Source organism: Streptomyces ficellus, from assembly GCF_009739905.1.
In the GTDB taxonomy this organism is placed as follows: Bacteria; Actinomycetota; Actinomycetes; order Streptomycetales; family Streptomycetaceae; genus Streptomyces; species Streptomyces ficellus_A.
In genome coordinates, this window is the sequence record NZ_CP034279.1 from 3,480,956 (window position 1) to 3,501,812 (window position 20,857).

The 20,857-nt window shown below is 74.7% G+C and carries 18 protein-coding genes and 1 riboswitch; of the genes, 9 read left to right on the forward strand and 9 right to left on the reverse strand.

What is annotated here, in order from left to right:
• Positions 1 to 14: 14 nt before the first annotated feature.
• The gene (locus EIZ62_RS15415) at positions 15 to 416 is read right to left on the reverse strand and encodes an SsgA family sporulation/cell division regulator (RefSeq protein ID WP_156693245.1); all 402 of its coding nucleotides are present in this window, start codon (positions 414 to 416) and stop codon (positions 15 to 17) included.
• Between the two features lie 148 nt (positions 417 to 564).
• On the opposite strand from EIZ62_RS15415, the gene EIZ62_RS15420 reads away from it, so the two are divergent.
• Positions 565 to 1,773, forward strand: coding sequence for a D-alanyl-D-alanine carboxypeptidase family protein (locus EIZ62_RS15420; RefSeq protein ID WP_156693246.1), 1,209 nt, complete (start codon positions 565 to 567; stop codon positions 1,771 to 1,773).
• A gap of 34 nt (positions 1,774 to 1,807) precedes the next feature.
• Entirely contained in the window at positions 1,808 to 2,764 is a 957-nt protein-coding gene (locus EIZ62_RS15425) for a nucleoside hydrolase (RefSeq protein WP_156693247.1), read from the forward strand.
• A gap of 9 nt (positions 2,765 to 2,773) precedes the next feature.
• Here EIZ62_RS15425 and EIZ62_RS15430 read toward each other — a convergent pair whose 3' ends face one another.
• Entirely contained in the window at positions 2,774 to 3,241 is a 468-nt protein-coding gene (locus tag EIZ62_RS15430) for a hypothetical protein (protein ID WP_156693248.1), read from the reverse strand.
• A gap of 115 nt (positions 3,242 to 3,356) precedes the next feature.
• On the reverse strand, positions 3,357 to 4,532 hold the full coding sequence (locus tag EIZ62_RS15435) for a DUF418 domain-containing protein (RefSeq protein ID WP_156693249.1): 1,176 nt from the start codon (positions 4,530 to 4,532) through the stop codon (positions 3,357 to 3,359).
• Between the two features lie 153 nt (positions 4,533 to 4,685).
• On the opposite strand from EIZ62_RS15435, the gene EIZ62_RS15440 reads away from it, so the two are divergent.
• Positions 4,686 to 4,865, forward strand: a complete 180-nt coding sequence (locus EIZ62_RS15440) for a hypothetical protein (protein ID WP_156693250.1) — start codon at positions 4,686 to 4,688, stop codon at positions 4,863 to 4,865.
• A gap of 37 nt (positions 4,866 to 4,902) precedes the next feature.
• Here the strand turns inward: EIZ62_RS15440 and EIZ62_RS15445 are convergent, their stop codons facing one another.
• From EIZ62_RS15445 to cobN, 3 genes are read right to left on the reverse strand one after another with little or no spacing between them, the layout of a single operon-like run.
• Positions 4,903 to 5,769, reverse strand: coding sequence for an SDR family oxidoreductase (locus EIZ62_RS15445; RefSeq protein WP_156693251.1), 867 nt, complete (start codon positions 5,767 to 5,769; stop codon positions 4,903 to 4,905).
• Between the two features lie 13 nt (positions 5,770 to 5,782).
• Positions 5,783 to 6,478, reverse strand: coding sequence for a GNAT family N-acetyltransferase (locus EIZ62_RS15450; protein WP_156693252.1), 696 nt, complete (start codon positions 6,476 to 6,478; stop codon positions 5,783 to 5,785).
• On the reverse strand, positions 6,475 to 10,107 hold the full coding sequence (gene cobN, locus EIZ62_RS15455) for a cobaltochelatase subunit CobN (RefSeq protein WP_156693253.1): 3,633 nt from the start codon (positions 10,105 to 10,107) through the stop codon (positions 6,475 to 6,477). Before cobN ends, EIZ62_RS15450 begins: the two co-directional genes overlap by 4 nt.
• Before the next feature lie 41 nt (positions 10,108 to 10,148).
• A riboswitch (cobalamin riboswitch) is annotated at positions 10,149 to 10,270 on the reverse strand.
• A gap of 25 nt (positions 10,271 to 10,295) precedes the next feature.
• Here cobN and EIZ62_RS15460 point away from each other — a divergent pair.
• The 3 genes from EIZ62_RS15460 to EIZ62_RS15470 are packed head-to-tail and all read left to right on the forward strand — an operon-like array spanning position 10,296 to position 13,614.
• The gene (locus EIZ62_RS15460; protein ID WP_244375719.1) at positions 10,296 to 11,480 is read left to right on the forward strand and encodes a cobalamin biosynthesis protein CobG; all 1,185 of its coding nucleotides are present in this window, start codon (positions 10,296 to 10,298) and stop codon (positions 11,478 to 11,480) included.
• On the forward strand, positions 11,477 to 12,124 hold the full coding sequence (locus EIZ62_RS15465) for a precorrin-8X methylmutase (protein WP_156693255.1): 648 nt from the start codon (positions 11,477 to 11,479) through the stop codon (positions 12,122 to 12,124). Before EIZ62_RS15460 ends, EIZ62_RS15465 begins: the two co-directional genes overlap by 4 nt.
• Positions 12,121 to 13,614: a precorrin-2 C(20)-methyltransferase gene (locus EIZ62_RS15470; protein WP_156693256.1), complete on the forward strand. Its 1,494-nt coding sequence runs from the start codon at positions 12,121 to 12,123 to the stop codon at positions 13,612 to 13,614. The genes EIZ62_RS15465 and EIZ62_RS15470 overlap by 4 nt, the downstream gene beginning before the upstream one ends.
• A 51-nt stretch (positions 13,615 to 13,665) precedes the next feature.
• Here the strand turns inward: EIZ62_RS15470 and EIZ62_RS15475 are convergent, their stop codons facing one another.
• A complete protein-coding gene (locus EIZ62_RS15475) occupies positions 13,666 to 14,343 on the reverse strand; it encodes a hypothetical protein (RefSeq protein WP_156693257.1) in 678 nt (225 codons plus the stop codon).
• 334 nt (positions 14,344 to 14,677) lie between these two features.
• Between EIZ62_RS15475 and EIZ62_RS15480 the strand changes: the two genes are divergently transcribed.
• Both EIZ62_RS15480 and EIZ62_RS15485 read left to right on the forward strand, forming a co-directional pair.
• A complete protein-coding gene (locus EIZ62_RS15480) occupies positions 14,678 to 16,702 on the forward strand; it encodes a TerD family protein (RefSeq protein WP_156693258.1) in 2,025 nt (674 codons plus the stop codon).
• 62 nt (positions 16,703 to 16,764) lie between these two features.
• Positions 16,765 to 18,225, forward strand: a complete 1,461-nt coding sequence (locus EIZ62_RS15485; protein ID WP_167536383.1) for a D-glucuronyl C5-epimerase family protein — start codon at positions 16,765 to 16,767, stop codon at positions 18,223 to 18,225.
• Here EIZ62_RS15485 and EIZ62_RS15490 read toward each other — a convergent pair.
• On the reverse strand, positions 18,207 to 18,959 hold the full coding sequence (locus tag EIZ62_RS15490) for a cobalt-precorrin-6A reductase (RefSeq protein ID WP_156693259.1): 753 nt from the start codon (positions 18,957 to 18,959) through the stop codon (positions 18,207 to 18,209). The genes EIZ62_RS15485 and EIZ62_RS15490 overlap by 19 nt on opposite strands.
• Positions 18,960 to 18,971: 12 nt before the next feature.
• On the opposite strand from EIZ62_RS15490, the gene EIZ62_RS15495 reads away from it, so the two are divergent.
• A complete protein-coding gene (locus EIZ62_RS15495) occupies positions 18,972 to 20,120 on the forward strand; it encodes a cobalt-precorrin-5B (C(1))-methyltransferase (protein WP_156693260.1) in 1,149 nt (382 codons plus the stop codon).
• On the opposite strand, the gene cobM is transcribed toward EIZ62_RS15495, so the two are convergent.
• Positions 20,108 to 20,857, reverse strand: a complete 750-nt coding sequence (gene cobM / locus EIZ62_RS15500; RefSeq protein ID WP_156693261.1) for a precorrin-4 C(11)-methyltransferase — start codon at positions 20,855 to 20,857, stop codon at positions 20,108 to 20,110. The two genes, EIZ62_RS15495 and cobM, sit on opposite strands and share 13 nt — an antisense overlap.

Consider the following 20,857-nt stretch of genomic DNA (forward strand, 5'->3'; position numbering starts at 1 on the left):
CGCCGATCCCGGGGTCAGCCCGCGGCCAGCAGCTCCTCGAGGAACGCGTCCAGGTCCTCGACGCGTTCGCGGCCCGCCGGGACCTCCTCGTAGGTCTTGCGGAGGAAGCGCCACAGCGACGGCGCCCAGACCGTGAACACGGCCGTGTTCAGCAGCTCTATGCGCAGTTCCTCCCGGGTGCCGTTGAGCACCGGCCACATCGTCACGTCCCCCTCGCCGACCGGGTGCGCCATGCCGTCCCGCAGCATGTCGCGGTCCAGGCGCCACTCGGCGTACACGAAGCCGCCGTGGGTGAAGCCGACCGTGACCGCGTAGGGGTCGCGCGGGTCGTAGGTGAGGTGGGACAGGACGGGAAGCTCGTGACCGTCCGGCGAGAGAAGCCGCATGAAGACCTTGTCGCGCAGGACCGTGTTCATGTCGTTCCTCCAGAGGGATGGGTGACGTCAAGCCCCCTTGCAGGTGCCCCGGGACGGGCGAGTAATGCGGGCGACCGGGCGGCGCGGGGTACTCCGGTCGGCGGCACACCGCGCTGCGGGCGGTCCGGCCCCTTCTTACCGTGGCTGAATGATCGTCAGTTCGCTCGTGGCCGCGGCCCTGCTGCTCCCGTCCGCGCCGGCCGGCCCCGCCGCCCCGCGCCCCGTCGAGCCGGTGCCGCCGCCCGCGGCCGTGCGCGTCGACCCCGCGCTCCTGCACCGGGGCGGTACGCAGGTGCACCTGCCGCCCGGTGTGAAGGCGCCGCCCCGGCTGTCCGCCCGCTCGTGGCTGGTCGCCGACGCCGCGACCGGGGACGTCCTCGCCGCGCACGACGCCCACCGGCGCCTGCCGCCCGCCTCCACCCTGAAGGCGCTGTTCGCCCTGGCGTCGCTGTCCGGCCTGCCGGCCGACCGGCAGCACACGGTCAGCGAGCACGAGCTGCGGGGCATCGGGGACGGCAGCAGCCTGGTGGGCGTGCGCGAGGAGGTCACCTACCGGGTGGCCGACCTGTGGCGCGGTGTCTTCCTCAGCTCCGGCAACGACGCCGTCCGGGTCCTCGCGGGCCTGCGCGGCGGCATCCCGGCCACCGTCGCCAGGATGCAGGCCACGGCCCGGGCACTGGGGGCGTACGACACCCGGGTGGTGTCCCCCGACGGGTACGACGCGCCCGGGCAGGTCTCGTCCGCGTACGACCTGGCGGTCTTCGGCCGTGCGGGGCTGCGCGACCCGGACTTCGCGCGCTACGCCGCCACCGCGTACGCCAAGTTCCCCGCCAGGGGCTGGTCGTTCGACATCCGCAACACCAACCGGCTGCTGACCGGCGCCGACGGCGTGAAGCGCTACCCGGGGATCCTCGGCATCAAGAACGGCTACACCACCAACGCGGGCCACACCCTGATCGCCGCCGCCCGCAAGGGTCCGCGCACGCTGGTCGTCTCGGTGATGGACCCCCGCGGGGGCGGCGCGTACGCCGTGTACGAGGAGGCGCGCGACCTGCTCGACTGGGGGTTCGCGGCCGCGCCGCACGCCCGCCCGGTGGGCTCCCTGCTGCCCCCGCCCGCCGCGCCCCCGGTCCGCGCGGCGGCCCCGCCGGCCCCGGCGGGTACCGCGAAGCCCCCCGCCGCCGCGCCGCCCGCCGCAGGCCCGTCCGCCGTCCCGCCGACCGCCGCCGTGTCCGTCGCCACCCTGCCGGACACCGGTGACGATGGCCCCCGCCTCTTCCTCCCGCTGACGTTCGTCGGCTCGGCCTGCCTGGCGGCGGCCACGCTGTGGCTGGTGCGCCGCCGCACCGAACGGTGATTCGGGGCAGGGCGACGCGGGGCAGGACTGCCCCATGACCCCCATCCCCGTGATCCTGGACTGCGACCCCGGGCACGACGACGCCTTCACCATCCTGCTGGCCGCCGCCCACCCCTCCGTCGAGCTGCTCGCGATCACCACCGTCGCCGGCAACGCGACCGTCGAGAAGACCTCCCTGAACGCCCGCCGGGTGTGCACGGCCGCCGGGATCCGGGGCGTGCCGGTCGCCGCCGGGCTGGCGGGCCCGCTGCACGGGGCCGGGATCGTCGCCCGGAACATCCACGGCGAGTCCGGCCTCGACGGCCCCGGGTTCGGAGAGCCGACGGTGCCGCTCGACCCGCGCGACGCGATCACGCTGCTGCGCGAGACGCTGCTCGCCCACCCCGGCCCGGTGACGCTCGTCCCGACCGGCCCGCTGAGCAACATCGCCGCGTTCCTGCTCGCCCATCCGGGCCTGGCCGCCGAACGGGTGGACCGGATCGTGCTGATGGGCGGCTCCACCGGGCGCGGCAACCGCACCCCGGCCGCCGAGTTCAACATCGCCGCCGACCCGGAGGCCGCCGACATCGTGTTCTCCAGCGGGCTGGACGTCACGATGATCGGGCTGAACGTCAGCCACCAGGTCCCGGCCGCGCCCGGTGTCCTCACCCGGCTGGAGGCGCTCGGGACGCCCCTGGCGCGGCTGTGCGTCGAGCTGCTGACGTACTTCGGCACCACCTACCGCGAGGTCTTCGGGCTCGCCGCCCCGCCGATGCACGACCCGCTGACGGTCGCCCACCTCGTCGACCCGGACCTGATCACCACGGTCCGCGCGCCGGTGGCCGTCGAACTGACCGGCACCCACACGCGCGGTGCCACGGTCGTCGACCTCGACGGGGTCACCGGCCGTCCCGCCAACGCCCGGGTCGGCACCGCCGTCGACGCCCCGGCGTTCTGGGACCTGATCGTCGACGCGGTACGCGTCCTCGGCGAACGGTCCGGGGAGTCGTAGGGCGGGGTTTCAGGACGCGAGCCGGGTCACGTCGGTGACGTTGCAGTTCACCGGTACGCCGACCTTGGTGAGGCTCTGCGCGCGCTGGTTGGCGACCTGACCGGGGGCCAGGTTGTCGACGGCGGCGTTCGCCTCGGCCACCCGGGTGCCGGAGGCGGTGACGAACTCGACGCTGATGACGTAGTCGCTCGCCTCGCTGCTGCGGTTGGTCACCGTCAGGCCGGCGTGCGGCAGCCGGGTGGTGGGGTCCACCTCGCAGGTGGCGACGGCGACGTCGGTGTCCGGGCCGTCCGGGCCGGGGTCGTCGACCTGGTCGGCGGCGACGACGACGAGGACGATCACCAGGGCCACGACGGCGGCCACCAGACCGGCGACGACCAGCGCGACCACCAGGCAGGTGCGCGAGCCGCGCCGGGGCGGCGGCGGGGGCGGCCCCCACCCGGCCGGCCCGCCGGGAGGGCCCGGGGCGTTCGTCATGGCACCCATCGTGCGGCGCCCCCGCCCGCCCGGCACCCGCAGGACGGCACCCGGGGGACGGCGCGCATCCGGTACGGCACGCACCCGCAGGACGGCGCCCGGGGGACGGCGCCGGTCAGCGCCGCAGGGCCCACTTCTGCACGGACTCCAGCGGGCCGGCCGAGAAGCGGCGCAGCCACAGGCTGGAGCCCACCAGCAGCACCACCGACACCGCCGCCCACAGCCCCATCACCCACCACGGATGCCAGGACCCGTCGAGCCGGGACGCCAGGCCCAGGCCGGCGCCGTACGCGACGACCACGCAGATCACGTTCTGGAGCACGTACCCCGACAGCGCCGTGCGCCCCACGGCGGTGAGCCCGTTCGTCAGCGGGCCCGGGCGCCGGACGCGGTCCACGACGGCACCGATCAGCCCCATGTACCCGACCGCCATCAGGGGCGCCGCCCCGTACCGCCCCAGCAGGAAGAAGTCCGGTCCGGCCAGCGCCACCGCCACGTTCAGCGGGACGCCCAGCCCCAGGCCCCACAGCAGCATCCGCGACCGCACGCGCCGCGCCGCCGCGTCCGCCCCGAAGGCGCCCGCCCGGAACAGCCGTACGCCCAGCAGGAACAGGAACAGGAGCAGGAAGAACGTCAGGACGGGCTCCATGCGCAGGGCGATCGCGTTCTCCAGCCGGAAGGCGATCAGGTCCGCCCAGCCGCCGTGCGCGTACAGGTCGACGACCTCCGGCGAGACCTTCCCGCCCGGCGAGGAGTCGGCGGCCAGTGCCGCCGTCAGCAGCCCCATCAGCGCCAGGTGCGTCCCGGCCGCCCACCACATCACCCGCCGCCGCGCCCGCTCGGAGCGCGTCAGCAGCGTCGCGACGAGCAGGGCCGTGACCGCGTACCCCATGAGGACGTCCCAGGCGAAGACCAGCACGAAGTGCACGGTCCCCTCCGCGAACAGGAACAGCGCCCGCCACCGGTAGCGGCCGGGCCACGGCTGCCCGCGCCGGGCCGCCGAGGCGTACTGGATCGCCAGCCCCGCGCCGAACAGGATCGTCAGCATCGACAGGAACTTGCCGTCCGCCAGCAGCCGGAACACGCTCTCGGCGGCGTCCGGGACCGACCCGAACGACAGGTCGCCCAGGGTGCCCTGGAGGACGCCCCACTCGGCGCCGGGCCCGGTGAACACCCAGACGTTCGTCATCAGCGTCCCGAGGATCGCGACCCCGCGCAGGACGTCGAGCAGCGCGAGGCGCTTCGCGGACACGGCTGTGGTGGGCGCGGGCGCGCCCAAGGTCTCGGTCATGCCTCCAGCGTCCCGGCGCACCGCGCCCGAAACGTCATGAGCGGGCACGAACCCCCGCTACACCGAAGGATGTACGGCGCGGTGGTGCGGGTGGACACGGGCCGGATGGACACAGGGTCCGTTTCGTCCCGCTTTTCTGGGTACTCGGAGGACATGACGACCGAAGCAGCGCCCACCGGCGACCCGATACCCGAGGCCACGGAGCACCTGGACCGGCCGATCGCGATGAAGCGCGAGCTCCGTGGCCGCATCCGCCTGCACCAGGCCGCCGTCGCCGGTGCCGAGCCCGAAGCGCCCCCGGGGGACGGCAACATCGTCCGTGGCGAGGACTGAGCCGGCGGGCGGGGACCGCGTCAGAGGGCGGACCGGGTCAGAGCAGGTGGGCGTAGGAGCGCGGGTGGGCCGCGAGGTACTCGCGCAGCGTCATGGGGGCGTGGCCGGCCAGGCGGCGGACCGTGTCGGCGACCGTGCCCATCTCACCCACCGCGATCGCCTCGTAGGAGGTCACCCAGCCGGTGACCTCCCAGTGGTCGGCGCCGTACCCCTCGCGGGAGGCGTAGGCCTCGGCGCGGGTCTCGGGGACGTAGGTGACGGTCCGGCCGGCCGCCCGGGACAGCTCCTCCGCCGCCTCCGCCAGGGTGAGGGCCTCCTCGCCGGTCACGTCGTACACGGCGCCGTCGTGGGCGCCGTCGTCGAGGAGGACCGCCGACGCCACGTCCGCGATGTCCTCGTGGGCGACCGCCGCGACCCGGCCGCCGCCCGCCGGGCCCCGCAGGACGCCGTCCGGGCCGGTCATCGCCGCGAACCCGGCGAGGTACCAGCTGTCGCGCAGGAAGGTGTGCGGTACGCCCTGCGCCTCGATGTACCGCTCGGTGTGCCAGTGGTCGCGGGCGAAGGTGAACGTCGCCTGGGGCGCGGCGCCCAGGAACGACAGGTACACGATCCGTCCCACGCCCGCCGCGAGCGCCGCGTCGATCGCGGTGCGGTGCTCCTGGATGCGGTCGGGGCTCTCGTGCGCGGACACCAGGAACAGGGTGTCGGCGCCGTCCAGGGCGCGGCGCACGGCCTCGGCGTCGCCGTACGGCGCGGGCGGGGCCTTCACCGCGCCCGGCAGGTCGGGCAGCCGGGCCGGGTCACGGCCCAGCAGCCGCGTCTTGAGGCCCTGGTCGGCGAGGCGGCGGGCGACACGGCCGCCGACGCGGCCGCTCGCCCCGGTCACAGCGATCACGGAAGACATACGGCCGAGTCTGTCAGCCGTACACTTCCGTCACCTCCAGCACGCGCGCGGTGATCCGCCCGTCCGGGTCACGTTCCGGGTCGGCGAGGTAGGCGCGGTAGGCGTCCTCGGACGGGAACGTCAGCAGGTGAACCTCCGACAGCCCGTCGCCGGTGCGCATCCGCCGCTCCAGCCGGCCGCCGTGGCGCGGGAGGAGGGCCAGCGTCCGCTCCTCGTGCGCCAGGGCGTCCGCCACGGCGTCCGGCGGGTAGTCGAGCAGGACGGCCAGCCGGAACAGCGGCGCCGCGGCGGACGCCGTGAGCGGCTTGTAGAAGTGGACGTCCACGTTGCCGCCGGGGATGCCCTCGGAGCGGCCGGTCTCCACGTACCCGAGCCGCCGGTAGAAGGGCGGCGCCTGGAACGAGAACGACGACACGATCATCCGGTCGCAGCCGCGCCGCCGTGCCTCGTCCTCCGCCGCGCGCATCAGCCGCGTGCCGAGCCCGGTGCCGCGCTGGTCCTCGCGGACCCACAGCATGCTGACGCCGCCGAGGCCGCCCCAGGTCCACCCGGTGAGCCCGCCGGTGATCTCGCCGGACTCGTCGTCGGTCGCCCGGACGGACAGCTCCGCCTCGTCGGCGGCGCCGGTGGCGGCCTGGTTGAAGGCCGTCAGCTCCCGGTCCAGGAGGGCCGACAGTTCCTTGTCCTCGCCGCCGGTCGTCAGTGTCACTTGTCCTCCAGCTCGCCCTCGGTCTCCAGGTACACCTGCTTCAGTTGTTCGAGGACGCGCGGGTCGGGCTTCTCCCACATGCCGCGCGACTCGGCCTCCAGCAGCCGCTCCGCGATGCCGTGCAGGGCCCAGGGGTTGGCCTCCTGGAGGAACGCCCTGTTCTCCGGGTCCAGCACGTACGTCTCGGTGAGCTTGTCGTACATCCAGTCGGCGACGACACCGGTCGTGGCGTCGTAGCCGAAGAGGTAGTCGACCGTCGCGGCCAGCTCGAAGGCGCCCTTGTAGCCGTGGCGGCGCATCGCCTCGATCCAGCGCGGGTTGACCACGCGGGCGCGGAAGACGCGGGAGGTCTCCTCCACCAGGGTGCGGGTGCGGACCGTCTCGGGGCGGGTCGAGTCGCCGATGTACGCCTCGGGGGCGGTGCCCTTGAGCGCGCGGACGGTGGCGACCATGCCGCCGTGGTACTGGAAGTAGTCGTCCGAGTCGGCGATGTCGTGCTCGCGGGTGTCGGTGTTCTTCGCCGCCACCGCGATGCGCTTGTACGCGGTCTCCATCTCACCGCGCGCCGGGCGGCCTTCGAGGCCGCGCCCGTACGCGTAGCCGCCCCACACCGTGTACACCTCGGCGAGGTCGGCGTCGGTGCGCCAGTCGCGCGAGTCGATCAGCTGGAGGATGCCCGCGCCGTACGTGCCCGGCCGGGAGCCGAAGATGCGGGTGGTGGCGCGGCGTTCGTCGCCGTGCTCGGCGAGGTCGGCCCGGGTGTGGGCGCGGACGTGGTTGTCGGCGTCCGGCTCGTCGAGGGAGGCGGCGAGCCGTACGGCGTCGTCGAGGAGCCCGATGACGTGCGGGAACGCGTCGCGGAAGAAGCCGGAGATGCGCAGCGTCACGTCGATGCGCGGGCGGCCCAGTTCGGCGGTCGGGATGGGCTCCAGGCCGGTGACGCGACGGGAGGCGTCGTCCCAGACGGGCCGGATGCCGAGGAGGGCGAGCGCCTCGGCGACGTCGTCGCCGGCGGTGCGCATGGCGCTGGTGCCCCACAGGGACAGGCCGACGGAGGTGGGCCACTCCCCGTTGTCGGCGCGGTACCGCTCCAGGAGGGAGTCGGCGAGGGCCTGGCCGGTCTCCCAGGCGAGGCGGGAGGGCACGGCCTTGGGGTCGACGGAGTAGAAGTTGCGGCCGGTCGGCAGGACGTTGACCAGGCCGCGCAGCGGCGAGCCGGAGGGCCCGGCCGGGACGAAGCCGCCGTTCAGGGCGTGGACGGCGTGGTCCAGTTCGTCGGTGGTGGCGGCGAGGCGCGGGACGACCTGGCGGGCGGCGAAGTCGAGGATCGCGGCGACGGCCGGGTCGTGGCCCTCGGCGACCGACGCGACGGCGGCCGGGTTCCAGTCGGCGGCCTCCATCGCCTCGACCAGGGCGCGGGCCTTCGCCTCCGCCTCGTCGGCGCCTGTGCGGGTGGCGGCGGACTCGTCCAGGCCGAGGGCCTCGCGCAGGCCGGGCAGGGACTGCGTACCGCCCCAGATCTGGCGGGCGCGGAGGATGGACAGGACCAGGTTGACCCGCTCGGGGCCGGTGGGGGCGCCGCCGAGGACGTGCAGGCCGTCGCGGATCTGGGCGTCCTTGACCTCGCAGAGCCAGCCGTCGACGTGGAGCAGGAAGTCGTCGAACCCGTCGTCGTCCGGGCGGTCCTCCATGCCCAGGTCGTGGTCGAGCTTGGCGGCCTGGATGAGGGTCCAGATCTGGGCGCGGATCGCGGGGAGCTTGGAGGGGTCCATGGAGGAGATCTGCGCGTACTCGTCGAGCAGCTGCTCCAGGCGCGTGATGTCGCCGTACGACTCGGCGCGCGCCATCGGCGGCACCAAGTGGTCGACGAGGGTGGCGTGGACGCGCCGCTTGGCCTGGGTGCCCTCGCCGGGGTCGTTGACGAGGAACGGGTAGACGAGCGGGATGTCGCCGAGGGCGGCGTCGGGGCCGCAGGCGGCGGACAGGCCGGCGTTCTTGCCGGGCAGCCACTCCAGGTTGCCGTGCTTGCCGAGGTGGACCATGGCGTCGGCGCCGAAGCCGCCGTCGGCCTCCGGCGTACCGATCCAGCGGTAGGCGGCCAGGTAGTGGTGCGAGGGCGGCAGGTCGGGGTCGTGGTAGATCGCGATCGGGTTCTCGCCGAAGCCGCGCGGCGGCTGGATGAGGATCAGCAGGTTCCCGCGGCGCAGGGCGGCGAGCACGATGTCGCCCTCGGGGTTGGCGGAGCGGTCGAGGAACATCTCGCCGGGCGGCGGGCCCCAGTGCTGCTCGACCTGGTCGCGCAGCTCCTGCGGGAGGGCGGCGTACCAGCGCTTGTAGTCGGCGGCGGGGATGCGGACCGGGTTCTTGGCGAGCTGCTCCTCGGTGAGCCAGTCCTGGTCGTGGCCGCCGGCCTCGATCAGCGCGTAGATCAGCTCGTCACCGTCGCCGGACGCGAGGCCCGGCACGTCCTCGTCGCCGAAGTCGTAGCCCTCGTCGCGCAGCCTGCGCAGCAGGGCGACGGCGGAGGCGGGGGTGTCGAGGCCGACGGCGTTGCCGATGCGGGAGTGCTTGGTGGGGTACGCGGAGAGGACCAGCGCCAGCTTCTTCCCGGCGTTCGGGATGTGGCGCAGGCGGGCGTGGCGTACGGCGATCCCGGCGACGCGGGCCGCGCGCTCGGGGTCGGCGACGTAGGCGGGCAGGCCGTCGGCGTCGATCTCCTTGAAGGAGAACGGGACGGTGATCAGGCGGCCGTCGAACTCGGGGACGGCGACCTGGCTGGCGGCGTCGAGCGGCGAGAGGCCCTCGTCATTCTCCTCCCACGCGGAGCGGGAGCCGGTCAGGCACAGCGCCTGGAGGACGGGGACGTCGAGGGCGGCGAGCGCGCCCGCGTCCCAGGCCTCCTCGTCGCCGCCCGCCTGGGCCTCGGCGGGCTTGGTGCCGCCGGCGGCGAGGACGGTGGTGACGACGGCGTCGGCGGTGCGCAGGGTGTCGAGGAGCTCCGGCTCGGGGGCGCGCAGGGACGCCACGTACAGCGGGAGGGCCTGGCCGCCGGCGTCCTCGACGGCGTCGCAGAGGGCGGAGACGAAGGCGGTGTTGCCGCTCATGTGGTGGGCGCGGTAGTAGAGCACCGCGATCGTGGGGCCGGTGGTGGCGCGCGGGGTGCGCTCCAGGGGGCCCCAGGTGGGGGCGGCGGCGGGCGGCTCGAAGCCGTGGCCGGTGAGCAGCACGGTGTCGGAGAGGAACCGGGCGAGGTGTTCGAGGTTGTCCGGGCCGCCGTGGGCGAGGTAGGCGTGCGCCTCGGCCGCGATGCCGATCGGGACGGTGGAGGTCTCCATCAGCTGCGCGTCGGGTGCCTGCTCGCCGGTGAGGACGACGAGCGGCTTCCCGGCGGCGCGCAGCGCGTCCAGGCCCTCCTCCCAGGCGCGGATGCCGCCGAGGAGGCGTACGACGACGAGGTCCGCGCCGTCGAGCAGGGCGGGCAGGTCGTCCACCGGCAGGCGGGAGGGGTTGGCGAAGCGGTACGCGACGGGGCCGCCGGCCGCGCGTGCGCTGAGCAGGTCCGTGTCGGAGTGCGACAGGAGGAGGATCGTCGTGGCGGGCGTCGCCTCGGGCGTGGTCGCGTGCGTCATGGCGTGCGCAGGCCTTCCTCGGGGTGTCCGCGCCCCGGGTGGTCGTGGGACGGCGGGAGTTCCTGACTCGTCCGCGCGGGACGGACTCACAGTGGCGGGACCGCGCCGGAATCTCACCGGGCTTCCTCCCTAGGGCCCTGGGACCCTGTGCCGTCTGCATAGTAGAGGCTGCGCGTATGCTCGCCGCCATGCCGCCCAGCTCGTCAAACCCCGCGGACCGGGGTGAAGCTCACATACAGGACCGGGTCCGGGACCGTGGTGACGCCTGCCCGGGTGCGCTGCGGCTGCACCGGGCGGACGACGGCTCCCTGGCCCGACTCCGGCTGCCCACCGGCGTCCTGACGCCCCATCAGCTCTATGTGCTGGCGGACGCGGCCGACCGGCTGGGCGACGGTCACCTCTCCCTCACCTCCCGGGGCAACGTCGAACTGCGGGGCCTCGGCGAGGGTTGCGGGCAGGACCTCGCCGGGCTGCTGCGGGACGCCGGGCTGCTGCCCGCCTCCGAACGGCACGAGCGGGTACGGAACATGGTCGTCTCGCCGCTCGCCGGCCCCGCCGTGATGGACCGGGCCCGGCGGCTGGACGAGCTGCTGTGCGGCGAGGACTGGACCACGGAACTCTCGGGCCGCTTCCTGTTCGCCGTCGACGACGGCCGGGGCGACGTGGCGGCCCTCGCCGCCGATGTGACGTTGCTCGCAGAGAGGGACGGCGGAAGTGCCCTGCTCCACGTCGCCGGCCGGACCTGGCGGGTGCCCGCCCCCGACGCGCCCCGCGCCGCGCTCGCGGCGGCGGAGGCGTTCCTCGCGGCCGCGCGGGAGGCGGGCACCGGTGCGTGGCGGGTGCGGGAGCTGCCCGCGGGGCAGGACCTGGACGTGACGGGACACCTGCGGCGGGCGGCCGTCCCGGCGGAGCCCGTACCGGACTACGTGTGCGCGACGAGCGGGCCACCCGCGCCCGGACTGGCCGGCGACCACACGGTGTCCGTGCTGGCCCGCCTGGGCCGGGTGACGTCGGCGCAGCTGCGGGCGCTGCTGCCCGCCCGGGAGGTGCGGGTCACCCCCTGGCGCGGGTTCGTCCTGCCGGGCCTCGCCGGCCGGGCGGCGGCCCAGGAGCGGCTGCGGGCCCTCGACGGGGCCGGGTTCCTCACCCGTACCGACTCGCCGTGGATCGGCGTCACCGCCTGCACCGGGCGCCCCGGCTGCGCCAAGTCCCTGTCCGACGTACGGGCGGACGCCCGGCCCCGCGAGGGCGCGCTGCCCGTCCACTGGTCGGGGTGCGCCCGCCGCTGCGGCCACCCGCAGGGGGCGTGGACCGACATGGTGGCGACCGGCGAAGGCGCGTACCAGATGACCGTACAAGGACCGACGAGATGAGCGAGAGCAGAGTGTTCGACTACGAGAAGGACGGCGCGGAGATCTACCGCCAGTCCTTTGCCACGATCCGCGCGGAGGCGGACCTCGCGGACCTGCCGGCCGACGTCGGCCAGGTCGCCGTGCGCATGATCCACGCCTGCGGCATGGTCGACCTCGTCCGCGACCTGGCGTACACGCCGGACGTCGTGGCCCGCGCCCGCGAGGCGCTGCGCGCCGGCGCGCCGGTCCTGTGCGACGCGCGGATGGTCGCCAGCGGCATCACCCGCAAGCGGCTGCCCGCGGACAACGACGTGGTGTGCACGCTGTCCGACCCGTCCGTCCCGGACCTCGCCGCCGAACTGGGCACCACGCGCAGCGCGGCCGCGCTGGAGCTGTGGCGCGACCGGCTCGACGGCGCGGTCGTCGCGGTGGGCAACGCGCCCACGGCCCTCTTCCGGCTGCTGGAGATGATCGAGGCGGGCGCGCCGCGCCCCGCGGCGGTGATCGGCATACCGGTCGGGTTCATCGGGGCGGCCGAGTCCAAGGACGCGCTGGCGGCGTTCCCGGGCCTGGAGCACCTGGTGGTGCGCGGCCGGCGGGGCGGCAGCGCCATGGCGGCGGCGGCGGTCAACGCGATCGCGCACGAGGCGGAGATCCAGGCATGAGCGGCAAGCTGTACGGCGTGGGGCTCGGCCCCGGCGACCCGGAGCTGATGACCCTCGCGGCGGTCAGGGCCATCGCGTCGGCCGACGTGATCGCGTACCACTGCGCCCGCCACGGCCGGTCCATCGCGCGCTCCATCGCGGCGGAGCACATCCGCGAGGACCACCTCGAAGAGCGGCTGATGTACCCGCTGACGGTGGAGACCACCGACCACCCGGGCGGCTACCGGGGCGCGCTGGACGACTTCTACGAGGAGGCGTCGGCGCGGCTCGCGGCCCACCTGGACGCGGGCCGCACGGTCGCCGTCCTCGCCGAGGGCGACCCGCTGTTCTACGGCTCCTACCAGCACATGCACAAGCGGCTGGCGCACCGGTACGACACGCAGGTCATCCCGGGAGTCACCTCGGTGAGCGCGTCGGCGGCCCGCCTGGGCAAGCCGCTGTGCGAGGCCGAGGAGGTCCTGACGGTCATCCCCGGCACGCTGCCCGAGGAGGAGCTGACGGCCCGTCTGGCGGCGACGGACTCGGCGGTCGTGATGAAGCTGGGCCGTACGTTCCCGGCGGTGCGGCGCGCCCTGGAGCGGGCCGGGCGGCTGGACGACGCGCACTACGTGGAGCGGGCCACGATGGCTGGCGAACGCACGGGCGCCCTCGCGGACGTCGACCCGGAGTCGGTCCCCTACTTCTCCGTGGCGGTGCTCCCGTCGCGCGTCGACTCCGGCCCGGCCGCGCCCGCGCGGGGCGAGGTCCTGGTCGTCGGCACCGGCCCGGCGGGCCCCCTGTGGCTGACGCCCGAGACGCGCGGCGCGCTCGCCTCGGCGACCGACCTGGTCGGCTACACCACCTACCTGGACCGCGTGCCGGTGCGCCCCGGGCAGGAGCGGCACGGCTCGGACAACAAGGTCGAGTCGGAGCGCGCCGAGTTCGCCCTGGACCTCGCCCGGCGGGGACGCCGCGTCGCGGTGGTGTCGGGCGGCGACCCCGGGGTGTTCGCCATGGCCACGGCGGTCCTGGAGGCCGCCTCCCAGGACCCGTACACGGACGTCCCGGTCCGCGTCCTGCCGGGCGTGACCGCCGCGAACGCCGCCGCCGCGAAGGCGGGCGCCCCGCTGGGCCACGACTACGCGACGATCTCCCTGTCGGACCGGCTCAAGCCCTGGGACGTCATCGCCGGGCGGCTGGCCGCCGCGGCCGCCGCCGACCTGGTCCTCGCCCTGTACAACCCGGGCTCCGCCAGCCGCACCTGGCAGGTCGCCAAGGCCCGGGAACTGCTCCTGGAGCACCGCGCCCCGGACACCCCGGTGGTGGTCGCCCGGGACGTGGGCGGCCCGGAGGAGTCGGTGCGCGTCCTGGCGCTCGTGGACCTCGACCCGGCGGAGGTCGACATGCGGACCCTGCTGCTCGTCGGCTCGTCCCAGACCCGGGCGGTCCGGCGGGGCGGGGACGGGGGCACCACGGTGGCCTGGACGCCCCGGCGGTACCCGGAGGTGTGAGCGAGCCCCGCACGGGCCGGTGGTGCCACCGGCCCGTGCGGAGAGCGTTCGTCAGCGCTGCTGGACGAAGGCCCGGTTCCTGTGGCTCGCGTCGGCGGAGCAGGACTTCTTCTCCGCGGCGGTCATCGGGCGGCTCTTCACGACCACCGCGTTGCTCCTGCCGTCGGTGCCGTTCTTCGCCGGGCCGGTGATCGTGTCCGGGAAGAACCAGTAGTAGTGACCCCACTTGGGGCTGTCGTAGTGGGTCTGCCAGGTGCCGGAGACCTTCTGCATCACCTGCGCCCGCGAGATCCAGCCCACCTCGCCCGGCTTGACCGTCATGTTCAGCGAGCTGCTCTCGGCGTGGGTGCTCGTCCACGTATGGCTGTAAGTCGCCGTCACGCTCAGGTCGATGATGCCCGCGATGTTGCCCCCCGCGGTCACGGAACCACCCAGCGAATCGGTGGAGCCGACGGTGTCGGTCCACGTCATGCTCTGGGTGGCGTCCGAGCTGGAGCAGTTGAACAGCGAGTCGGAGACCTGGTGGAACGCACCGAGGTACGCCTCGCCCAGCTTCGGCTCGTTGAAGGAGCACTTGCCGAGGCCCGAGGCGCAGTCCGCCATGAGCTCCGGCTTCGTCGGCTGGTCGGCGGCGGACGCGGGGAGCGCCCCGGCCACCGTGGCCCCACAGGCCACCATCGTCACGGCCAGCAGCCGCCCGCCGTACCGCCTGGCGCGGTTCGTCTTCATGTCTTCGTACCTCTCACACGTACATGGGGGGTCGGCGCGCGGACGTACCGGAGTACGGCGCGTACGCCGCCTGATGTGCCTGTGATGGTGACAAGGCTCTCCTCAACGGGGTACCGAACCAGCCGAGTTGTTCGGACCGGGAACCGAACGGCGCGCCCCGCCACCACCTGCGGGTTCACCGGGCGTCACGTCCGGGCCTCCACTTTCGACGGTTCTCCACGGACGACCCGCTCTGGACGCTAAGGTTCCGGAAACGGCACATGTGTGACGCACCACACACTGTTTTCCGGCTGCCGGGGTGCGTCCCGATGCGGCTGTGCATCAGGGGGGCCGCATGCACACGATGGTCAAGGGCGCCAACATCGGCCTGGCGGCGCTGGGTGAGGACATCGCCTCCGTCACCGTGAGCCTGGGCTGGAGCAGCACCACCGGAGAGGGCGACGCCGACGTTTCCGTACTCCTGCTGGACGGGACCGGGAAGGTGCGCAGCGACAGCGACTTCTACTTCTACAACCACCCGGTCGCCGAGGACGGCAGCGTCCAGCTCCTCGGCAAGACGCCCACCACCGACGGCAGTGAGGACCGGATCAGCTTCGACCTGGACGCCGTCCCGCCGCACGTCACGCGGATCGTCATCGCCGCGAGCCGGTACGACGGGTCGAACTTCGGCGAGCTCGACGACCTGTGCCTGTCCCTCGCCGACGGATCGGGCGAGGTCCTGGCCCGGTTCCCCGTCGAGGACGCGGGCGTCGTCAGCGCGTTCATCTTCGGCGAGCTCTACCGGCGCGCCGGACAGTGGAAGTTCCGGGCCGTGGGGCAGGGCTACGGCAGTGGGCTGGTCGGCCTCGCGACCGACTTCGGCGTCGACATCGAGGACGACACCGAGGAGCAGCTCGCGGAGCAGGCCCCGCCCTGGCCGCCGGAGCCCCAGCCCGCACCACGACAGCAGCCGCAGGCGCAGGCGCAGCCGCTGCCCCGTCCGCGGCCGGCGGCGGAACGCCCGCCCGCCGCCCCGCCCGCCGCCGCGGACCCCGCGCCCCGGGCCCCGCGGCCGCGCACCGCGAAGAAGAAGGTGACGCTCCCGAAGGCCATGAAGAAGTCCCTGGCCGAGAACGAGTCGTGGCGGACGGCGCGGCTCTTCCCCGTCACCGCGCTCAAGAGCGACCGCGAGCGCGAGACGCGCGCCACGTCCGTGCTGCTGTCAGTGATGGCCCAGGTGCCGGAGTTCGGCCGCCGCCTCACCGCCGGATTCGGCGCCCCGGCCGGGCGCATGGAGACGTTCACCGAGGTGTCCCTGCCGCACGGCGAGTCCCCGAGGCGGCCGGACGGCGTGGTGCGGGTCGAGCGGGCGGGCAAGCTGTGGACGGCCCTGGTGGAGACCAAGACGAACGGCAACCCGCTCAAGTCCGATCAGGTGCAGACCTACGTCGACATCGCCGCCCGCCGCGGCTACGAGTGCGTCATCACGCTGTCCAACGACGTCGCCCTGGAGGGCAGCCCGCTGGTCTCCGTGAAGATCGACGGCCGGCGCAAGCACAAGGTGGCGCTCTGGCACCTGTCCTGGGCCGAGGTGGCCCACCAGGCGCAGATGCTGATCCGCCACGAGGGCGTGGGCAACGCCGCGCACGCGTGGCTCCTCCAGGAGCTCCTGCACTACCTCCAGCACGACAACTCCGGCTGCCACGGGTTCCAGAACATGGGCGCGGCGTGGGTCCCCGTGCGCAACGGCATCGACAACGAGACCCTGTGCCAGGGCGACGCCCGCGCCACCGAGGTCACGGAGAGCTGGGAGCGGCTGATCCGGCAGGTGTGCCTGCGCCTCGGCGGCGAGCTGGGCCAGAAGGTGCTGCCCGTGCAGCGCGCCAAGCGCGGCACCGACCCGCGGACCCGCCGGGCCGAGATGGCGGACCGGCTGTGCCTGGAGGGGCTGCTGCACGCGGAGCTCCGGATGGAGGACACCCCGGGGATCCTCGCCATCACCGCCGACCTGCGCACCGGCAAGCTGCGCACGTCGATCGAGCTGCCGGTGGCCGAGCGCGGCTACCCGCTCACCAGGGCGAAACGCCTGATCCGCCGGCTCGCCGCGGCACCGGCGGACCTGCACATCGAGACGATGGTCGCGGGACCGGGGACGGGCCCGCGGGGCACGCTGGAGCGGCTGCGCCCCGAACCCGCCGACATCCTGCCCCGGGACGGCGCGGAGATCACCGGTTTCCGGCTCTCCCTCTTCAAGGGCATGGGCACGGGCCGCGGCTCCGCCGAGACCGGGTTCATCCGCAGCGTCGACGAGGCCGTGGACCGCTTCCACGCCCAGGTGATCACCCACCTGGACCGGCGGGGCAGCACCGTGGGCGGATGAGAACCCCGCTCCCTCCATCGGGGAACAGCAGGTGACTGCTGGACCTGATGGGGGGAGACGTGATGGAGAGCCGCAGGTGGTTCCTGAAGGCGACCGGGGGCGGCGGCGCGGCGGTGGCGTTGGCGGGAGGTGGGTTCCTGGTGGGACAGCGGGCCGGTGGGACGACGGAGGTGCCGGTGCCCGGCGGGCTGCCGTTCACGTTCGGGGTGCGCGGCTTCCGGTGCGTGCTGGACGTGCCCGACGCGATGCGGCCGTGGCGGGGCCGGGTGGCCGGGCGGGAGGACGCGGGGCTCCATGACGGGGACGGGGTGCGGATGTTCCGGTGGCAGGGGCGGCTGCACGACCACCCCGTCGGGCAGATCCAGTACGGGCTGGAGAACCTGGCCGCCCTCCGGCGCACCGGTGACCCGTTCTTCCTCGCCCGGGCCCGGACGCAGGCCGACCGGGTGGTGGCCCGGCGGCACGAGCGGCGCGGGGCGTGGTTCTTCCCGTACCCGTTCGACTTCACGCACGACGTGCACACCGGCATCGCGTACGAGGCGCCCTGGTACTCCGGGATGGCGCAGGGCGAGGCGCTGAGCCTGTTCGCCCAGCTCGCCCAGGTCGCGGAGGTTCCCGCGGCGGACCGCGCCCGGTACCGCCGGGCGGCCGACGGGGCGTTCCGGTCGCTGCTGGTGGGCGACGACGGGGCGCCGTGGGTGGTCGCCCGGGACGAGGCGGGGCACCTGTGGATCCACGAGTACCCGGTCGACCCGCCCGGCACCTCCGACCACACGTACAACGGCTTCATGTTCGCCGCGCTCGGGCTGTGGGACTACTACGCGCTGACGCGCAACCCGCTCGCCGCGGACCTCTTCGACGGCTCGCTGACCACCCTCGCCGCCAACTTCCGGAACATGCGCAACCCGGGCTGGCTGTCGCACTACTGCCGCGCGCACGCCATCCCCACGACGTCGTACCACCCGGTGCACGTCACGCTGCTGCGCCAGTTGTCCTGGCTGTCCGGCAGCGAGCTGCTCGCCGCGCAGTCCGACCTGCTGATGGACGACTACCCGGCGCCGTCGCTCGGCAAGGACGGCGGCCAGGTGCACCTCGCGGAGGGCACGCACGCGCTGCTGCGGTTCGACGACGACGGCGCCGTCACCGACACCCGGACGCTCGAACTGGCCCGCCCCGCCGAGGCCACCGCCTCGCACCGGATCCGCGTCCGGGGGCACGACGTCCACTACCTCCTCACCGACGGGCCGGGCGACGGCTGGTACGTCGCCGAGCGCTACCCCTCCGCCTACCTGCGCGGCGAGTGGTGCGCCTCCGACTACCGGCCGGCGCGGCGCGCCCGCGTCCCGGCGGGGGTGAGCGTCGTGTGCCGCGGGGACGGCGAGGAGCGGACGGTGACGTACCCGCGGGACACGCCCGTACGGTACGACCGGCGCGCCGTCGTCGACGGCCGCGTGATGCTGCGCGCCACCGACGGGGACGTCCGGGGCTGGTGGCTGCCGGGCTCTCAGCTGCGGGCGGGCTGACCCGTCCGGAGCAGCCAGGCGACGGCCTCCTCCGGTGTCGCGGCGACCGGCACCCCGGCCGGGGCGGGCGGGCGGCGCACCACCACGACCGGTACGCCCGCCTCCCGCGCCGCGGTGAGCTTGGGCGCCGTCGCCGCGCCGCCGCTGTCCTTGGTGACCAGCACGTCGATGCCGTACCGGCGCAGCAGTTCGCGCTCCCCGTCCAGGGTGAAGGGGCCCCGGTCGAGGAGGACGTCCATCCGCGGCGGGTACGGCGGCTCCGGCGCGTCGACCGAACGGAGCAGGAACCAGACGTCCGTGACGTGCGCGAAGGCCGCGAGGCCCATGCGCCCGGTGGTGAGGAAGACGCGGCGGCCCAGGGTGCGGGCCGTGTCGGCGGCCTGGGCGAGGCTGTCCACCAGGTGCCAGTCGTCGCCCTCGACCGGGGCCCACCCGGGCCGCCGCAGGGCGAGCAGGGGAACATGGACGTCAGCGGCCGCACGGGCCGCGTGGGAACTCATGGTGTCCGCGAAAGGATGGGTGGCGTCGATGACCGCGTCGGCCCGGTGCTCGCGCAGCCAGCGCGCCAGGCCCTCCGCCCCGCCGAACCCGCCGACGCGGACCTCCCCCGGAGGCAGCCTCGGGGCGGCGACCCGGCCCGCGAGGGAGGACGTCGTGCGCACGGCCCGGTGCGCGTGCAGCAGCTCCGCGAGGCGGCGGGCCTCGGTCGTTCCGCCGAGGATCAGTACGTGCATCGGGGTCCGTCCATGACTGCGGGGGCGGGCGGGGGGCGCAGCGCCCAACTCAAGCACACCGGTCTGCGGTCCGGCTGGACGACCGGGGCGTGCGCGACGGCGGCGACGACCGCCGCGTACACGGCCCTGCTGACCGGCGACTTCCCCGACCCGGTGACGATCACCCTGCCGAAGGGGCAGACCCCGGCGTTCGCGCTGGCGGCGGAGGAGCTGGTGGCGGAACCCCTGACGGGCGGGTACGCCATGGCCGGGATCGTCAAGGACGCCGGCGACGACCCCGACGTCACCCACGGGGCGCTGGTCCGGGCCGCCGTCCGGCTCCTCCCGGCCGGTACCGGCGTCGTCTTCCGCGCGGGCCCCGGCGTCGGCACGGTCACCCGGCCCGGGCTGCCGCTGGAGGTGGGCGAGCCCGCGATCAACCCGGTGCCCCGGCAGCTGATGCGCGAGCACGTCGCCCGGGTCGCGGCGGAGCACGGCGGCACCGGGGACGTCGAGATCACCGTGTCCGTCGACCACGGCGAGGAGATCGCCCGCTCCACGTGGAACCCGCGCCTCGGGATCCTCGGCGGCCTGTCGATCCTGGGGACGACCGGGGTCGTGGTGCCGTACTCGTGCTCGGCGTGGATCGACTCCATCCGGCGCGGTGTCGACGTGGCGCGGGCGGCGGGCCGCCGCCATGTCGCCGGGTGCACCGGCTCGACGTCCGAGCGGACCGTCACCGCCCTGTACGGGCTGCCCGAGGACGCCCTGCTGGACATGGGCGACTTCGCGGGCGCGGTGCTGAAGTACGTCCGCAGGCACCCGGTCGACCGGCTCACCGTCTGCGGCGGCTTCGCGAAGCTGTCCAAGCTCGCGGCCGGGCACCTGGACCTGCACTCGGCGCGCTCCCAGGTCGACAAGGGCTTCCTCGCGGAGCTGGCCCGCCGGGGCGGCGCGGACGAGGAGCTGACCGCCGAGGTCGCGGCGGCCAACACGGGGCTGGCCGCGCTCCAGCTGTGCACCGCGGCCGGGGTGCCGCTGGGCGACCTGGTCGCCGCGACCGCCCGCGACGAGGCCCTCGCGGTGCTGCGCGGCGCGCCCGTCACCGTCGACGTGGTGTGCGTCGACCGCGCCGGCACCGTGGTGGGCCGCAGCGAGCCCCGGGGCCCTCAGCAGACGTGACGGTCCCGCTCCGGCGAGTACAGGTGGCTGTCACGGAACTGGGTCGCCGCCAGCGTGCGGCCGACGAGGATGACCGCCGTGCGGGTGATGCCGGCGTCCTTGGTGGCGGCGGCGATGTCGGCGAGGGTGCCGCGCAGGACGACCTCGTCGGGGCGGCTGGCCATCGCGACCACGGCGGCCGGGCAGTCGGCGCCGTAGTGCGGGGTCAGCTCGGCGACGACGCGGTCGACGTACCGGGCCGCCAGGTGCAGCACCAGCAGGGCACCGCTGCGGCCCAGGGTCGCCAGGTCCTCGCCCTCCGGCATGGCCGTGGCCTGCTCGGCGATCCGGGTCAGGATGACCGTCTGGCCCACGGTCGGGACGGTCAGCTCCCGCTTCAGCGCGGCGGCCGCGGCCGCGAACGCCGGGACGCCCGGCACGACCTCGTACGGGACGCCCGCCGCGTCCAGGCGCCGCATCTGTTCGGCGACCGCGCTGAACACCGACGGGTCGCCCGAGTGGAGGCGGGCCACGTCGTGGCCCGCCTCGTGCGCGCGGACCAGCTCGGCGGTGATCGCGTCCAGGTCGAGGCGGGCGGTGTCGACGAGCCGGGCGTCCGGCGGGCACTCGGCGAGCAGCTCGCGCGGCACGAGTGACCCGGCGTACAGGCACACCCGGCAGGAGGCGAGGGTGCGGGCACCGCGCACGGTGATCAGATCGGCGGCGCCGGGGCCCGCCCCGATGAAGTAGACGGTCAT

Coding starts and splice junctions, on each gene's coding strand:
- EIZ62_RS15495 (WP_156693260.1), top strand. CDS start 18,972: ATGACTGCGGGGGCGGGCGGGGGGCGCAGCGCCCAACTCAAGCACACC.
- EIZ62_RS15480 (WP_156693258.1), top strand. CDS start 14,678: ATGCACACGATGGTCAAGGGCGCCAACATCGGCCTGGCGGCGCTGGGT.
- EIZ62_RS15445 (WP_156693251.1), bottom strand. CDS start 5,769: ATGTCTTCCGTGATCGCTGTGACCGGGGCGAGCGGCCGCGTCGGCGGC.
- EIZ62_RS15485 (WP_167536383.1), top strand. CDS start 16,765: ATGGAGAGCCGCAGGTGGTTCCTGAAGGCGACCGGGGGCGGCGGCGCG.
- EIZ62_RS15475 (WP_156693257.1), bottom strand. CDS start 14,343: ATGAAGACGAACCGCGCCAGGCGGTACGGCGGGCGGCTGCTGGCCGTG.
- EIZ62_RS15420 (WP_156693246.1), top strand. CDS start 565: ATGATCGTCAGTTCGCTCGTGGCCGCGGCCCTGCTGCTCCCGTCCGCG.
- EIZ62_RS15430 (WP_156693248.1), bottom strand. CDS start 3,241: ATGACGAACGCCCCGGGCCCTCCCGGCGGGCCGGCCGGGTGGGGGCCG.
- EIZ62_RS15415 (WP_156693245.1), bottom strand. CDS start 416: ATGAACACGGTCCTGCGCGACAAGGTCTTCATGCGGCTTCTCTCGCCG.
- cobN (WP_156693253.1), bottom strand. CDS start 10,107: ATGACGCACGCGACCACGCCCGAGGCGACGCCCGCCACGACGATCCTC.
- EIZ62_RS15470 (WP_156693256.1), top strand. CDS start 12,121: ATGAGCGGCAAGCTGTACGGCGTGGGGCTCGGCCCCGGCGACCCGGAG.
- EIZ62_RS15440 (WP_156693250.1), top strand. CDS start 4,686: ATGACGACCGAAGCAGCGCCCACCGGCGACCCGATACCCGAGGCCACG.
- cobM (WP_156693261.1), bottom strand. CDS start 20,857: ATGACCGTCTACTTCATCGGGGCGGGCCCCGGCGCCGCCGATCTGATC.
- EIZ62_RS15465 (WP_156693255.1), top strand. CDS start 11,477: ATGAGCGAGAGCAGAGTGTTCGACTACGAGAAGGACGGCGCGGAGATC.
- EIZ62_RS15425 (WP_156693247.1), top strand. CDS start 1,808: ATGACCCCCATCCCCGTGATCCTGGACTGCGACCCCGGGCACGACGAC.
- EIZ62_RS15490 (WP_156693259.1), bottom strand. CDS start 18,959: ATGCACGTACTGATCCTCGGCGGAACGACCGAGGCCCGCCGCCTCGCG.
- EIZ62_RS15460 (WP_244375719.1), top strand. CDS start 10,296: ATGCCGCCCAGCTCGTCAAACCCCGCGGACCGGGGTGAAGCTCACATA.
- EIZ62_RS15435 (WP_156693249.1), bottom strand. CDS start 4,532: ATGACCGAGACCTTGGGCGCGCCCGCGCCCACCACAGCCGTGTCCGCG.